This is a genomic window from Methanohalophilus halophilus, from assembly GCF_001889405.1.
GTDB classification, from domain to species: Archaea; Halobacteriota; Methanosarcinia; order Methanosarcinales; family Methanosarcinaceae; genus Methanohalophilus; species Methanohalophilus halophilus.
Genome location: NZ_CP017921.1, coordinates 1863789 through 1877079, shown reverse-complemented (window position 1 = coordinate 1877079; position 13291 = coordinate 1863789). Strand labels below are relative to the sequence as shown.

Below are 13291 nucleotides of genomic sequence, written 5' to 3'. Positions count from 1 at the left end.
TCCTGTAATGAATTGTATATTACAATATAATTCATATATTTGGCTATCTATTATAGTTGTAATTATCCCTTATAGGGACAACAGGAGAAATAATCATGAAAAACCCAGCGGGAGACAAACCACAAATAAATGATAGTGCCTGGATTGCTGACAGCGCCGTTGTAATGGGAAATGTAAAGATTCAGGCAGATGTCCTTGTAGCACCAAATGCTGTAATACGGGCAGATGAACCGGGCGCATCTATTGTTATCGGAAAAGGATGCAATATTCAGGACAATGTGGTTCTTCACGGGGTTGAAGGGTCGAAAGTGGTTATCGCTGAAGATACCTCACTTGCTCATGGGTGTATCGTGCATGGACCGTGCCAGTTGGGTAAAAGATGTTTCATAGGTTTTGGTGCGGTAGTATTTGACAGTGTCCTCGAAGATGATGTGGTGGTACTTCATAATGCTACAGTACAGGGTGTCCGTCTACCGGCATCCAAAAGTGTGCCTGTAGGTCGCACTGTACTGAGTGAAAAAGATGTCACAGAATTGCAATCTGTCGATCAGGACCTTATGGATTTTAAAAACAAAGTTTCCAGTGTGAATCTGGAGCTTGTTGAAGGCTATCGTAAGATGGACAGTGACTGAGCAAAAAATATGGAAGATTAAACCCCTTTCATTAAATAATTTTGACTTTAAAAATTGATTTTTTCAAGGACTTCATTGACCTGTTCCTGTTTGAGATCCAGATCCTTGTTCTTTTTAATGCCAAGCTCGGTTATGATTATATGCTTGCTGACATCGATACCGGCATTTTCCAGGGTTTTCTTAGCACAGTTAAGCGGGCAGCCATCAATAGCCACGACCTCATCAGCTCCTTCTGCTGATTTCATAAGGCCTGCAATACGGCCACCAATGCCGACTGTACACATCATGTTCCCTTTGCCATTTTTGGTCATTTCTATTGCTGCCTGATTTGCCAGTTGGCCTACGTTGGAACCTCCTGAACAGGGGAATATACCCACTACTGAGGAACAACAACAGTTATTATCGGTCATATTTTCCCTCTGGTTATTGTAGCCATTCCTTCACGTCATCTACCGAAGGAATCTTGCCTGCAATCTTTACATCGCCATCGACCACAACACCGGGTGTTATCATTACACCGTAATCCATAATACTGTTTATATCTTCAACTTTTGTGATATCGGCTTCGATTCCTGCTTCCTTTACTGCTCTTTCGACTACTTCAAGGGTCTTCTTGCACTTTGCACATCCGGTTCCAAGAATTTCTATTTTCATTTGAGTTTCTCCTGTCATTTTCCTATTAGTTAGTTAGTTAGTTAGTTAGTTAGTTAGTTAGTTTTCTTTTTTGTTTACGCCTGCATTTTCCAGTATTGTTATAAGTTCATCACAGTGGGGCATCCTTTCTCTTATTTTGTCCGTTACACTATCCATATCGTATTCCAGCCTGTATACTTCGAAATCCATTGAATCGGTGTCCAACACCGCACAGGAGGCACGGGGTATGCCATCACGTGGCTGTCCTGCTGATCCTGGATTTACAATGGTTATATTTCCAATATTCCTTGTCATTGGAATATGTGAATGGCCGACCACCAGCAGATCCGCTTCAACTCCTTCCAGCATTTCCTGTACTTCTGCATCAGGTGTTTGTGGCTTTATATACTCGTAAAAGGACCTGGGACTTCCATGTGTAAATAATACCCTGCCTCCTCTGCATTTTTTTTCAATTTTTACAGGAAGATTCTTCAGGAAATCCAGCTGTCTATCATTCAGCTGGTCTTTTGTATAATCCCTGGTGGCAATTGAAAGATGCTTGATTTCATAACTGCAGCCACAATCAATTCCTGTTGCAACTGCATTATCGTGGTTTCCCCTTATTACGGGTATATTGTTTTCCATCATGAAATCGATTACTTCTTTAGGTGATGGGCCATAGTCCACCAGATCACCCAGACAGATAACCTCATCATGGGGAATTTCCATTGCAGTTTCCAGGGCTTTCATATTCCCATGTATATCCGAAATCACAAGCATTTTCATGTTTTTACCTCTTTATACAAAATAAAGGCCGAATATAAGGCCGGCTATTGATGCGACTGTTACTACCAAAGCTATGTAAACGGAAGCTTTTTTCACTCCCATTATCCTGCTTATAACTATCATATTCGGAAGACTCAGGGCGGGGCCTGCAAGCAACATTGCCAGGGCCGGACCTCTTCCCATTCCAAGTTCTGTAAGGGCGCTGATTATAGGTACTTCTGTCAGGGTGGAGAAATACATCAGTGCTGCGGCAATCGATGCTATGAAACTTGCACCGAATGAGGCACCTCCAACCACTGCAGCTACATAATGTGCCGGTAGCAGTTCCACCATGATACCGGCAAAGAAAACTCCAATCAAAAGGAGAGGTGTTATTTGCTTTATCAGGAACCATGTCTCTGCCATCCAGTCTTTCAATTCATCCTTACTGAACCAGTTGAATGAGAGGAACACCGTTAGCAAAACAAGCATAGTTTCCACGGCTAGAAGCGGAATCCATTCTGTGAGTATCTCCGGGATAATGAGGATTGCCAGAAGGAGGAGGAAAAGATATGCACTGTGAGCATGCCTTTCATCACCAAAAGTCTTGATTCCTTCCTTTTTTTCCCTGTGGCGCTCGAAGAGGGCCGCCATTGTAAGTCCAATAGCAATTGACAGAAGGATTGCAATTACAGCTCTTGCCACTCCCAGGTCATATCCCAGGATTTTTGCTGTGTAGACAATTGCCAGGATATTTATTGCTGGTGCCGAGAACAGGAAGGTGGTTGCAGGCCCGATTCCTGCGCCCCTGCGATAGATTCCTGCAAAAAGCGGCAGTACAGTACAGCTGCATACTGCAAGCAGGCAGCCTGAAACTGCAGCGATGGGGTAGGAAATGTATTTTGGGGTTTCATTGCCAAAGAATTTTAGTACAGATTCTTTGGAAAAAAGGGATGCTATAGCTCCAGCCAGGAAAAATGCCGGCACCAGACATAACAGTACATGTAGTGCCAGGTATTCCTGGACAGATTCCAGTCCTACGATAGCAAGATGATAAATTAATGATTGGTCAGGCATTGTGTAACCTCTATTTCAGTATTATTTGAAATATTGGTATAAATACCTATCTATTTCAACTTATATTGAAACACTTCATATGCCTGAGTAATAGAGTCCTTTGGAGTATACCTTTGAGTCCGTAATATTCTTTTTACTTTTTCCATCCAGAATATTCCTAAAATCAGAGACCACACTTGCTATTTTCCGATTGCTTTCGTGTGAAAATTCCAGGCGAAGATAATCGATACCTGTATTCTTCATATCATCTAGATTATTCAACATGTTGATGACATGGGAATCATAGATCACAGTCCTGTTTCTCCACCTTTTAATGGGGTACCTGTCTTTCTTTTTGTGCTGCAGGAATGCATTGCTATCTTCGCCATAGAAGCCTTTTTCCACAATCGGTTTGAGCAGGTCATGTTCGGTAACAAGTAATTGTTGCCTGCCGTAGGCTATAGCCTCAAATTGGATCGTATTATCTGATGCCTGCACAACATTCTTCATTTCTTCAAGGGTAATTTCCGGGGAAAGGATTACACGGGATGCGCCATTTGCCTGTAACACATTTGTCGTAGGGGAATTAAAAATCGTGAAGCTTTTCAGTGCAACACATTTAATTTCCATTTGGTGTGCTAAACTGAGTATTCCAGGCTCACCACAGCCTACAGTATATTCTTTTATTTTTATTTTTCTAAGGACATTCGTCCATTCTTCAAGTTCTTTTTCATGAATAATAGCAGGCAATGTGAATACTATTTCAATATTATCCCTTTTAACCTTTAGAACGAGTTCCTTGTTATTCTCGACTTTGTCGAACAGGTCCGCAGGGATATATATGACGTCTGCTCCGCTGTCAGCAGCTGCTTTTGCTCCCTCTATATCTGCTACTTCTACGGATAAAAGTAATTTACCTGGAATTTTGTTTCCGGTTTTGTGTTTGGCTGCTGGTAACTTTGGGTTTTTAGGGTGCCTGTGGAATCTTTCCAGTTGCTTCTGCTGAAGTTTCTCCACTACACTGCGACGGGTTCGGGTGAGTTCTCCGAGGGGGATAAAGATATCTTCTTCACCTTTCAACTCAATTTTGTCTGCGACATAGGGGGTATCTCCCAGTCTTTTTATTATATCGGTAATCTGTTCCACAGAAGTAGGGGCTTTTTTTGGTTCCTGTATAAGATAATCGGATACATGAAGCACCTCTATATCTCCTGCAGAAGCAGTAATTTCCAGTTGTCTGCCGATATTTGCACGTATCTGGAAATTCACGGGTACCTTTTTAACATCTCTTTCACCCATTTCTTCCAGAAGGGATACGTCTGTATTCAGGTATACATCGTCGCCAGTTTTTACAGATTTTACCGTTTTAGGACTGATATGTATGTAGGGAATACTCCCCTTTTCTGCTACCTCAACGTCCCCGCCGTCAACTGTGAGCCTCTCAACCTTTGACCCAAGCATCCGTTGTTTGGTATGGATGCTTATCCCATCATTGACTTCAAGTGTCTGGTTTAATTTCACCTTAATGGATGCAGCGTTTTTACTTCTCTTTACCCGGCGTGTCTTGCCCAGAAATGCCCCATAACTGGAACTGTATTCGGGGTGGGTCACATTCCTGTCACCCAGTACAAAACCACGGGTAAAACCTCTGTAAAATAGTTTTGCCAGGTCGTTTTCTCTTTCCTGCAACCAGTTGGAATCGGGTTTTTCATCCTGACAGGTTATTTCTGCAGTCTCTTTGTATATTTCAGAGCTGGCGGTCACATACTCAGCTCTTTTCATACGCCCTTCTATCTTGAGACTTTTGATACCTGTGTTGATGAGTTCTTCCAATCCTGGCAGGGTACAGAGTTCAGCACAACTTATGGGGGATACACCGCCAATATGATGGTTCATGTTCTTGCCGTTGATAAACAGGTCGAATTTCCACCTGCAAGGCTGGGCACATGCACCCCGGTTTGCACTCCGGTTGGCAGCAAAGCTGCTAAAGAGACACTGGCCGGAGTAAGAATAACAAAGAGCACCATGGGCAAAGATTTCTATGTCCATATCGGTACTGTCAATAATGTGTTTCAATTCTGCAGTGTCAAGTTCCCTTGCTACGATTATTCTTGAGAGGCCAAGTTTTTCCAGAAATTTGACAGTTTCAGTGTTATTGGTATTGAGCTGGGTGCTACCATGTATGGGCAGGTCAGGATAGTTCTTTTTGACCAGCTCTATAAACCCCAAATCCCTCATAATAACTGCGTCAATTCCCGCTGCATAGGCACGGTCTATAACATCAATCGCATCCTGGAGTTCCGTTTCTTTCACCGGCACATTGAATGCCAGATATACTGAAATTCCATGCAGATGGGCAAGATCTATTGCATTTTCCATCTCTTCAGGTGTAAAATTGGATGCACCCTGGCGGGCATTGAATTCACCAACTCCCAGATAGATAGCATCAGTTCCTCCCTTGATAGCGCCCAGCAGTGCATCATAATTCCCTGCAGGCGACAGTATTTCCGGGGGAGTAATTTTATCAGGATGTTTGGCCATAGTTTTTCAGTTTCCGTTGCAGTTTGTCTTTTTATGCAACAGAACAGTACAAGTTATATGAATGCTTCGAGCGATTTACTTACCTCTTTGAACCATCCAGCCGACAACAGGAGGTAGCCAGCAGAGATTTGCTACTATGGTTTCAAAGGCGGTGAAAGTCTGTGTGGTCGGGCTGAATCCGAGGACCCGCGCTGCTAGCAGTCCCAATGGTACCAGCAGGATTACAGCAATACTGGTAAGCATCACAGGATGATGTATGTATCGCGATATTCCTGCAGACCATGAACCTTCGATTCGGTTGAGATACACAAGTCCGGAAATATTGGCACCGATCTGGTCACTAAGAGCATAAAAGTAAGGAATATAGAAGCCCTGTATGCCATATACATCAACTCCTGCCATTCGGCTTGCGGCATCTATTATCCAGGGGATTGTTATTCCAAAAAATTTACCCCATCCGTATGCCTGGGCCATTGATCCAGCTGCACCTTCCAGATGTTGCCTGATGGAGTACAATCCTTCAAGTATTGATTCTCCCTCGCCTGCAAGAGTCCTCACAATCCACTGGCCAAAGGGATTGGTCTGGTATCCCTGAATATCAAGGAATATACCGGCAATCAAACCTAAAATATAACCCGGAAAAGTATAGCGAAGTAATTCATCAAAACCTTCACCCTCCAGTCCCTCCTCTTCCTTTTCCATATGCTCTCTTCTCCGGGGAATCCTCGATTTGATACATCGAAGGCATTTATATTAAATAGTTGTAATGCAATACAGAAGGGCTGTTATTCCTCTAATAAATGTTACAGTTATCTGAAGGCAATACGGTGATCCGGTCAATACTTGATAATGATATGTACAAGCTGACCATGCAAATGGCAGTACTTGAACTTTTTCCTGAAGCACAGGCAGAATATCGCTTCATAAACCGTGGAGATCAACGTTTCAATTCCCGGTTTAAGGAAGAACTTGAGTATATCGTCCGGGAAGAAATTCCCAAATTGCGCCTTCTGGACGAAGAAAGGCATTGGTTGGGAAAGAATTGTCCTTTTTTCAAGCATACCTATCTTGACCATCTACAGAATTACCGCTTTAATCCCGATGAAGTTGAAATATCCCTGACGGATGATAATAATCTTGATATACTTATCAGAGGGCCGTGGCATAGTACCATTCTCTGGGAAATCGTGCTCATGGCTACGGTTTCCGAACTTTATTTTGAGACAATTGAAAATAACTGGGCAGATGAATATCTCTCAAAGACCGATCTCTTGGACAAATATGGAGATATGATTAAGGAAGTATCCGACAAACTTGATAATGCCGGATGTGTACTCAGTGAATTCGGAACTCGCCGCCGTCGCAGTTTTGAACTTCATGAGAAAGTCGTGGAAACCTTAAGTCGAGCCACAAGTTTTGCAGGTACAAGTAATGTATATCTTGCAATGAAATATGGGCCCCGGGCGATAGGTACGATTGGTCACGAATGGATTATGGGTAATTCTGCTCTTGTAGGTTTGCGCAACGCCAACAAATTTGCCTTTGAAAACTGGGTCAAAGTTTATGATGGCAGGCTCGGGATTGCCCTGGCAGATACTTATGGTTGTGACGCATTCTTTAACAACTTTGATGGTCGCCTGGCACGTCTTTATGATGGTATCAGACATGATAGTGGTGACCCTTATACTTTCATTGACAAGACAATTCAACATTACAAAGCTCTTGGAATAGATCCTTCACAGAAGATGGCAGTTTTCAGTAATTCCCTTGAAGCCGAAGATGCAATCAGGATACAGGAATATTGTAAGGATAAAATTAAATGTAGTTTCGGCATAGGTACAAGCCTGACCAATAACTCAGATTTTTTCCGGGAGAATCCTCCCTTGAATATTGTGATCAAGTTGCATAAAATCAATGGTATTCCTGTTGTCAAACTCAGTGATTCACAGGAAAAAGTAACAGGAGACAGGGATGCTGTAAGGGTGGCCAATTATATATTCGGCACAAAAGGGCTTGATGAGGAATAAGGATCAATTCTTTTTTGGGATTGTTTCAGTCTCAAAGATATTTTTAAGGTCCTCAACGTCCAACTTTATATCAAATTCTTTTAACTTAAAGAATTTCTTGGCACGCATATCATCTTCTTCCAGTCGAAGATCACCTTCAACGATATCGGCTTTTTCAAGACGTTTCAGGTGAAGATACAGTACCTGTCTGGAAACATCGAGTTCTTTGGCAAGCTCATATACATACCATTCCCTGTCTGCAAGCATACATATGAGTTTCAGTCGCAGAGGATGTGATAGAGCTTCGCCAAGGCTGACAATCCCCTGGAGTTTTTTTTGCATGGGTTGTACCCTTTATAGTAACGGTTAAACCAATTTATATTTCGTCAAGTTTATCCTTGATTTCTTCGACCATTTTTTTTGTATCCCTTACTTCATTTTCCAGCCGGTTCAAGCGTTCTAAGTCTGCTGTTTTCTGGCTTTCACTATTTATGGCACCACTGCGCGTTAAAAGAACGACAACAGCACCAACTACCAGCAGGATAAGAAGTAAATTTAGTATCATTCCCCATACGGAAAAACCTGTGCCATACATCATATTACCATACATCATGTTATTGTGTCACCCCTATATAAAGAAGAAAAGGGAGGATTAACGGTAACCCATGCAACCACCGGCTCCCCTCTGGTACCTGTAGTTGTTCTGGTATTCATAGGATTCCTGTGGTACATAGGTCGTAAAATCCTCGATTACATTTTCTGTTATTGAATCTACGCGTCCCTGTTTAATAGTGTTTTCATCAATGTAGTTGATTACCCACCAGCGTCCCATCTGATAGACGTTTTCATCGTTTACATCGATACCTGTAGTTTCTTCAAAAAGTGAGACTGCTTCATCTTCGTTAATCACTGATGTTGCATCTTCAGCTGAATAAACCCCGTTGGCATTATATCCCTGTCCATAGCCATAGTTGCAGTAATAACCTGCTCCACCTCCATCTACATAACCACTGTTTTGGGAGTCGGTCATCCCATATCCGCCACTAGCCCAGTGAGCTGAAACGGTCCCTATCAGCATTATGCCGATAAGAATGGTGCCTGCGAGTACTACAATTGTTTTGTTTTCCATTTCCATCACCTTTTATGTTGCATACATGTGTAATCTATTTGTTACACATATAGATGTGTGCTTGCGTATATTTATAGTTAACGATTGTGAATATCTGAGCATATAATTGGATGGTAAAAAAGTAAAATTTATTATTTATTAAAATAAAAATGAGGTGATTTAATGGCTTGTAGATGTCACCCCATATTCAAGATATAAAATAACGTGCAAAGATTCAGCCAAACATCTCATGAGCTGCTTCTATCATATCATGCAGCCTTTCCACAGGGATACCGATTATCATTTCATCTTCTGCAACATTGGCATACTTTCGACTTCCTCCACAACCCAAGGATGCGCTTATGTGTCCATCCTTATAAGGCTGGACAACCCCGTCAGCACATAGGCTCTGGATTCCTGCGAAGCTTGCATTAACCCGTCCTCCAAAGCGATGCAAAAGGGCCTGTGAGAGTTGCATTGCCTTTTTAGGTGTATCGATAACAAGTACCACGTCCGGGATGAAACTCACCTTTTCCAGAGGGCCATATAGTACTGCTTTTGTAGATCCTGCTTTGAGTCTGGGAACCTGTTGCATAGTACGTCTTGCGGAGTTGATTGTTTTGTAACGGTTCAGGTTGTAATAGACATCCCCGTTGGCAAGTTTGGGTGCCATTTCCTGCAGTCCCATAACAGCTGCACCACCTTTGCATTGCTGGTCATCAGCCAGGGCATAGAATTCGCTTCCCTCTTTGCGAACTTTGTCCACCATCTGGCAGTGTCTCATTTTTTCTTCAATTTTATTGATACCTTCAGGTACTTCATGAGTGTCTGGCACAAGGGAAACAGCTACCGGTGGATTTTTGAGTTTTAACAGATCTTTCAATTCTTTTCCCATCTGGTTTATTTCTTCAATTTTCATTTTTGTTATTTCCTTTTTTTATTGGTGAAGATATTTCAACCAATGCACATAACTGCTTAATATATAAGTTTTGCATTTTTACTGCACAACTGGTCCTAATATGCAAAACAGCATCAATATACTTCAAATTGGTTTGCAATTGAATGTATCTATATGTCTTTTCATTCTATCTGATGAATTTGTCTCCTGTGGGAAACCCATAATTAGTAATGTACCGAGAATAATAATGAGCAATCATTATAAATTCCTCATTGCGGTACAAAAGCCGATTAATTCCGCATTCTTTTACTAAGATGTTGCAGTAAGGACACGAATTCAAAAAAATTTATATACTGGATTTCTTTCCCCAGATCGGGGGCATAACCGGCAGTCTGAGCAATTGGGAATGGATATATTTAAAGATCAACTTGGTGTTTTGTCTTTGTTTTTGAATAGTGAAACATGTTTGATATTTTCCAGTGATTGGTAATAAGTCACCTGAGCTAAAAATAGTGTTTGCGTATTTGCGACATGTACCCACCACCCATATTCCAATTAACAAGTTCTCCTATATAATTTTTTGTGAATGTACAGTCAGGATGTTGAGTTTATTCCAATCTTTTGCCTGTCAGCATTTCATAATAATTCTTAACCGGATCCCTCCAGTTCATATCACGTGCAAGAAGATTTGCTTCCCGGCACAGGAGGTTGTACTTAATCCGGTCATCAGTATAGGTCTCAATAAAATAATCCATTGTCAATGCATAATCTGCTATAGTCTCAATGTAGGGCAAAGTGATATTATCGACGACTATGACCCCGCCCATACCCATAACCAGACGCTTGAGGGTTTTCAGAGCGTCACTAAAGCCACAAACCTTACTGACAATACTCGGGGTTGCCTCCTTACCTGCTTCCAGTCCGGTTAGCAGGAAGGGTTCATACCTGGAGGGAAAGATTCCCGCAATGCAGCCCGCCATGAGTTCATCTACTTCCATATTCAGCCCCCCATCATTGCTTGACAGCCACTGGGGATAAAATACTGCACCTACGTGCCGGTTCCCATTGACCAGCTTGCCTGCATCAAGACCACGTTCAAGGATCATATTTTGAAGCCTGAGCTCAGACCCTATTAAAATCTCTTCAGGCAATTCTATTGGGAAATTTTCGGGCGGATTGGTTTTTGGTCCATGAGCTGTAATTATAAAACATACTACCCTGTAACCTTCATCCAGGCGGGAAGATTCGATTTCTATTCGTATCATCCTGTCAAGAAGCACAAGCGAATCAAGGAGATCCGGATAACCCTTGTTATCAATTTCTATACGCGATAAACTAAAAATCGGGATTATTTTTTCCGGATCTATGGGAATCCCATCATGTACATTGTGTAGTTTTTCAGACATAAATTCCTGAATTTGTTCCCTGCATTGGTTTTTTTTGTCCCATGAGATCTCCTCTCTCTCTGTATCGAGCTCGATACCATTTCGTACCACTATTGAATCGATACCATAAAAAAGCGATATCTCTTTTTTGGTAGAATCACCTACAGCTGTTACAACATCAGCATAGTCAGACAGCGATTCCAATTTAGCCATATTTATGGGTACACCTGCATCCCAGGTGCTGTCATTGTCCCGAATCTTTTGGATTGAACGATGCCCTGCTGCCCTGCCCGGAATAGTGGCATGGCAGGTGGCAACTGAGTTTACCTTTACTCCCAATTTTTCGAGCCGGGCTATTGCGTAAAAAAGGCCAAATTCATGGCAATGCAGAGATACGTATAATGTCGGCATAAGAGAAGTTACAAATTCAGAGATTGCCTTGTCTGTATATTTTTTGCCTTCTTCCTCTTTTATTGAGACCAAAGTACGGACAAATTCAGAGACAGCATACGACATATTGAGGTAGTGGGTATACTCATTACCGTTACCCATACTTTCATAGGTTCTGGAATCCAGCCCTATCAAGTCATAAGCTTCTGCTTTAATCTTATTCTCGAGGCAGACGGGCTTTCCTTTGTACTCAATTGTTTTCCGGCAGTAATCATTTGTTTTGAACATCAGGTATATGATTTCTATGCCTTTTATATTGCGTGACCTGGCAACCAGGTCAATTCCTTCTTCACTTAGTTTTGCAAAAACTTTTTTGAGTTCTTCGTCCAGTTCAAACTCATTCAATTCACTCAGGTCCGTTATCCTGTTAAGACTCTTGTTCCAGTCAACTCCGCTGTGATCAAAATAGGGACTTGCGACAAATATCCTGGGTTTTGTTTCCTCATCTATCGTACCGTCCTCAAGCAGTGCTGCAAGTGTCTTTACTTCAGCATCTATAACATTCCATATGCCCCCCATCTTATTGGATTTAGGCCCGGCTTCTTCGCCGGCTATTATTATGCATTTGCGTTCAAGCATGAATCCACCCCATTTATAGTAGTTATCTGTTTTTTTAGGATAAATGTTTGCTGAAAAAATTTGGTTATATTATAGCAGACTCGAACACATTGTTAAAATTGAGGAATTGTTTACAGATTTTTGCCTAGTATGTAGTTAATCCGGAAAGCCCCATCAGGTTTTATCTTTCCAACGTATTTTCTAACATCATGAACCCATTCTACAAAGATTGGGTGAAAGAGAATTAGAGTTGAATATGGTATTAGACGACGATAAAGTATTATTTTAATCCTGCCTATAATAAATAGCTATCAGAAGACTTCAAATTATTTCGTAGCTAAAGTTAAGTACATATCTTCTTACTTTTTTTTTGGATGCAGAGGTAATGATTATGAAAACCAGTAATTTGATTATAGGAATAATTCTTATCTTGATAATAGCAGTGGCATCCCTTATGGCAATTAATTATGCAGATTTTGATGCTTATAAAGATTCGGAAGTTGCAGAAGAAACCGGAAATATAATTAATGGAGCAGTTACCTTTGACTCACTGGAAGAACCATTTTCCAACGTTACTGTTTACATTACAATTGAAGATGTAAGTCTTGCGGACGCTCCCTCAACAATAATAGGTCAACCAACTCTTGAAAATGTTTCCCGCAATAATATTACTGATTCGGATATTCCTTTTGAAATCAACTATAGAACACTTCAGGAGGGTCACACTTATTCCCTCTCTGCACATGTGGATGTTGATGGGGATGGTGCTATTTCTGGAGGCGATTACCTATCGACCCAACATGTTGATGTGCCATATTCGGGTGTCGAAAGTGTTGTTGAAGTACCTGTTGGGTTAATCGAAGATAGTCCTGGAACGGCCAGCCTGTATAATTGCTGGTGGTGAAACCACGGTTTCTGTGACTGGTGAGGGTAGAGGGGGCAGATGCCAGGAACTTGCTCTTTCATTTGCCCTCCAGGTAAACGGCCTTAATAATTTACTGCTCCTGGATGCAGGAACAGATGGAACTGACGGTCCAACAGATGCAGCCGGTGCATTTGCAGATGGTCACACCGTTATAAGAAGTAAGAGGGCCGGGATTGACGCTCTTAATATGCTTTTGGAAAATGATTCATATTCTTTCTTTAAAGAAATCGATGACCTTTTTATTACCGGCCCCACAGGGGCCAATGTAATGGATATCTATATTCTTTTGATTTCGGACTAAAATATCTAAAAAATTAATTTTGTTCCTATCAAT

15 protein-coding genes are annotated in these 13291 nt (G+C 41.6%); 4 read left to right on the top strand and 11 right to left on the bottom strand.

Features of this window, described 5'->3' with window-relative positions:
* Positions 1–95: 95 nt before the first annotated feature.
* Positions 96–632 (top strand): LbetaH domain-containing protein, encoded by a 537-nt coding sequence (locus tag BHR79_RS09625; RefSeq protein ID WP_083433093.1) that lies wholly within the window; start codon positions 96–98, stop codon positions 630–632.
* A gap of 47 nt (positions 633–679) precedes the next feature.
* Here BHR79_RS09625 and BHR79_RS09620 read toward each other — a convergent pair whose 3' ends face one another.
* The 6 genes from BHR79_RS09620 to BHR79_RS09595 all read right to left on the bottom strand — a co-directional run bounded on the left by BHR79_RS09620 (position 680) and on the right by BHR79_RS09595 (position 6329).
* A complete protein-coding gene (locus BHR79_RS09620) occupies positions 680–1042 on the bottom strand; it encodes a putative zinc-binding protein (protein ID WP_072562113.1) in 363 nt (120 codons plus the stop codon).
* Positions 1043–1055: 13 nt separating this feature from the next.
* Entirely contained in the window at positions 1056–1286 is a 231-nt protein-coding gene (locus tag BHR79_RS09615) for a thioredoxin family protein (RefSeq protein WP_072562112.1), read from the bottom strand.
* A 57-nt stretch (positions 1287–1343) separates the two neighbouring features.
* Complete coding sequence (locus BHR79_RS09610) at positions 1344–2051, bottom strand: metallophosphoesterase family protein (RefSeq protein WP_072562111.1); 708 nt, start codon at positions 2049–2051, stop codon at positions 1344–1346.
* Positions 2052–2063: 12 nt separating this feature from the next.
* A complete protein-coding gene (locus tag BHR79_RS09605) occupies positions 2064–3107 on the bottom strand; it encodes a permease (protein ID WP_072562110.1) in 1044 nt (347 codons plus the stop codon).
* Positions 3108–3182: 75 nt separating this feature from the next.
* A complete protein-coding gene (locus BHR79_RS09600; RefSeq protein WP_072562109.1) occupies positions 3183–5627 on the bottom strand; it encodes a DUF3656 domain-containing U32 family peptidase in 2445 nt (814 codons plus the stop codon).
* 75 nt (positions 5628–5702) lie between these two features.
* Complete coding sequence (locus BHR79_RS09595) at positions 5703–6329, bottom strand: hypothetical protein (protein ID WP_072562108.1); 627 nt, start codon at positions 6327–6329, stop codon at positions 5703–5705.
* 98 nt (positions 6330–6427) lie between these two features.
* Between BHR79_RS09595 and pncB the strand changes: the two genes are divergently transcribed.
* A complete protein-coding gene (gene pncB / locus BHR79_RS09590) occupies positions 6428–7654 on the top strand; it encodes a nicotinate phosphoribosyltransferase (RefSeq protein WP_083433092.1) in 1227 nt (408 codons plus the stop codon).
* Between the two features lie 3 nt (positions 7655–7657).
* Here the strand turns inward: pncB and BHR79_RS09585 are convergent, their stop codons facing one another.
* The 5 genes from BHR79_RS09585 to BHR79_RS09565 all read right to left on the bottom strand — a co-directional run bounded on the left by BHR79_RS09585 (position 7658) and on the right by BHR79_RS09565 (position 12053).
* Positions 7658–7975, bottom strand: coding sequence for an ArsR/SmtB family transcription factor (locus BHR79_RS09585; RefSeq protein ID WP_072562107.1), 318 nt, complete (start codon positions 7973–7975; stop codon positions 7658–7660).
* Between the two features lie 34 nt (positions 7976–8009).
* The gene (locus tag BHR79_RS09580) at positions 8010–8246 is read right to left on the bottom strand and encodes a hypothetical protein (protein ID WP_169818164.1); all 237 of its coding nucleotides are present in this window, start codon (positions 8244–8246) and stop codon (positions 8010–8012) included.
* Positions 8247–8285: 39 nt separating this feature from the next.
* Positions 8286–8762, bottom strand: coding sequence for a hypothetical protein (locus tag BHR79_RS09575; protein ID WP_123130982.1), 477 nt, complete (start codon positions 8760–8762; stop codon positions 8286–8288).
* Between the two features lie 214 nt (positions 8763–8976).
* Entirely contained in the window at positions 8977–9660 is a 684-nt protein-coding gene (locus tag BHR79_RS09570; protein ID WP_072562105.1) for a DUF169 domain-containing protein, read from the bottom strand.
* Positions 9661–10247: 587 nt separating this feature from the next.
* Positions 10248–12053: a glycogen synthase gene (locus BHR79_RS09565; RefSeq protein ID WP_072562104.1), complete on the bottom strand. Its 1806-nt coding sequence runs from the start codon at positions 12051–12053 to the stop codon at positions 10248–10250.
* A gap of 370 nt (positions 12054–12423) precedes the next feature.
* Here BHR79_RS09565 and BHR79_RS09560 point away from each other — a divergent pair, with 370 nt between their 5' ends.
* Together BHR79_RS09560 and BHR79_RS09555 are read left to right on the top strand one after the other, a co-directional pair.
* Positions 12424–12936, top strand: coding sequence for a YbaY family lipoprotein (locus tag BHR79_RS09560; protein WP_072562103.1), 513 nt, complete (start codon positions 12424–12426; stop codon positions 12934–12936).
* Positions 12937–12949: 13 nt separating this feature from the next.
* Complete coding sequence (locus BHR79_RS09555) at positions 12950–13258, top strand: MOFRL family protein (RefSeq protein WP_072562102.1); 309 nt, start codon at positions 12950–12952, stop codon at positions 13256–13258.
* Positions 13259–13291: the final 33 nt, after the last annotated feature.

What these genes read in the sequence shown, in the direction of transcription:
- BHR79_RS09625 (WP_083433093.1), top strand. Translation starts at nt 96, where the DNA reads ATGAAAAACCCAGCGGGAGACAAACCACAAATAAATGATAGTGCCTGG.
- BHR79_RS09620 (WP_072562113.1), bottom strand. Translation starts at nt 1,042, where the DNA reads ATGACCGATAATAACTGTTGTTGTTCCTCAGTAGTGGGTATATTCCCC.
- BHR79_RS09615 (WP_072562112.1), bottom strand. Translation starts at nt 1,286, where the DNA reads ATGAAAATAGAAATTCTTGGAACCGGATGTGCAAAGTGCAAGAAGACC.
- BHR79_RS09610 (WP_072562111.1), bottom strand. Translation starts at nt 2,051, where the DNA reads ATGAAAATGCTTGTGATTTCGGATATACATGGGAATATGAAAGCCCTG.
- BHR79_RS09605 (WP_072562110.1), bottom strand. Translation starts at nt 3,107, where the DNA reads ATGCCTGACCAATCATTAATTTATCATCTTGCTATCGTAGGACTGGAA.
- BHR79_RS09600 (WP_072562109.1), bottom strand. Translation starts at nt 5,627, where the DNA reads ATGGCCAAACATCCTGATAAAATTACTCCCCCGGAAATACTGTCGCCT.
- BHR79_RS09595 (WP_072562108.1), bottom strand. Translation starts at nt 6,329, where the DNA reads ATGGAAAAGGAAGAGGAGGGACTGGAGGGTGAAGGTTTTGATGAATTA.
- pncB (WP_083433092.1), top strand. Translation starts at nt 6,428, where the DNA reads ATGTTACAGTTATCTGAAGGCAATACGGTGATCCGGTCAATACTTGAT.
- BHR79_RS09585 (WP_072562107.1), bottom strand. Translation starts at nt 7,975, where the DNA reads ATGCAAAAAAAACTCCAGGGGATTGTCAGCCTTGGCGAAGCTCTATCA.
- BHR79_RS09580 (WP_169818164.1), bottom strand. Translation starts at nt 8,246, where the DNA reads ATGATGTATGGTAATATGATGTATGGCACAGGTTTTTCCGTATGGGGA.
- BHR79_RS09575 (WP_123130982.1), bottom strand. Translation starts at nt 8,762, where the DNA reads ATGGAAAACAAAACAATTGTAGTACTCGCAGGCACCATTCTTATCGGC.
- BHR79_RS09570 (WP_072562105.1), bottom strand. Translation starts at nt 9,660, where the DNA reads ATGAAAATTGAAGAAATAAACCAGATGGGAAAAGAATTGAAAGATCTG.
- BHR79_RS09565 (WP_072562104.1), bottom strand. Translation starts at nt 12,053, where the DNA reads ATGCTTGAACGCAAATGCATAATAATAGCCGGCGAAGAAGCCGGGCCT.
- BHR79_RS09560 (WP_072562103.1), top strand. Translation starts at nt 12,424, where the DNA reads ATGAAAACCAGTAATTTGATTATAGGAATAATTCTTATCTTGATAATA.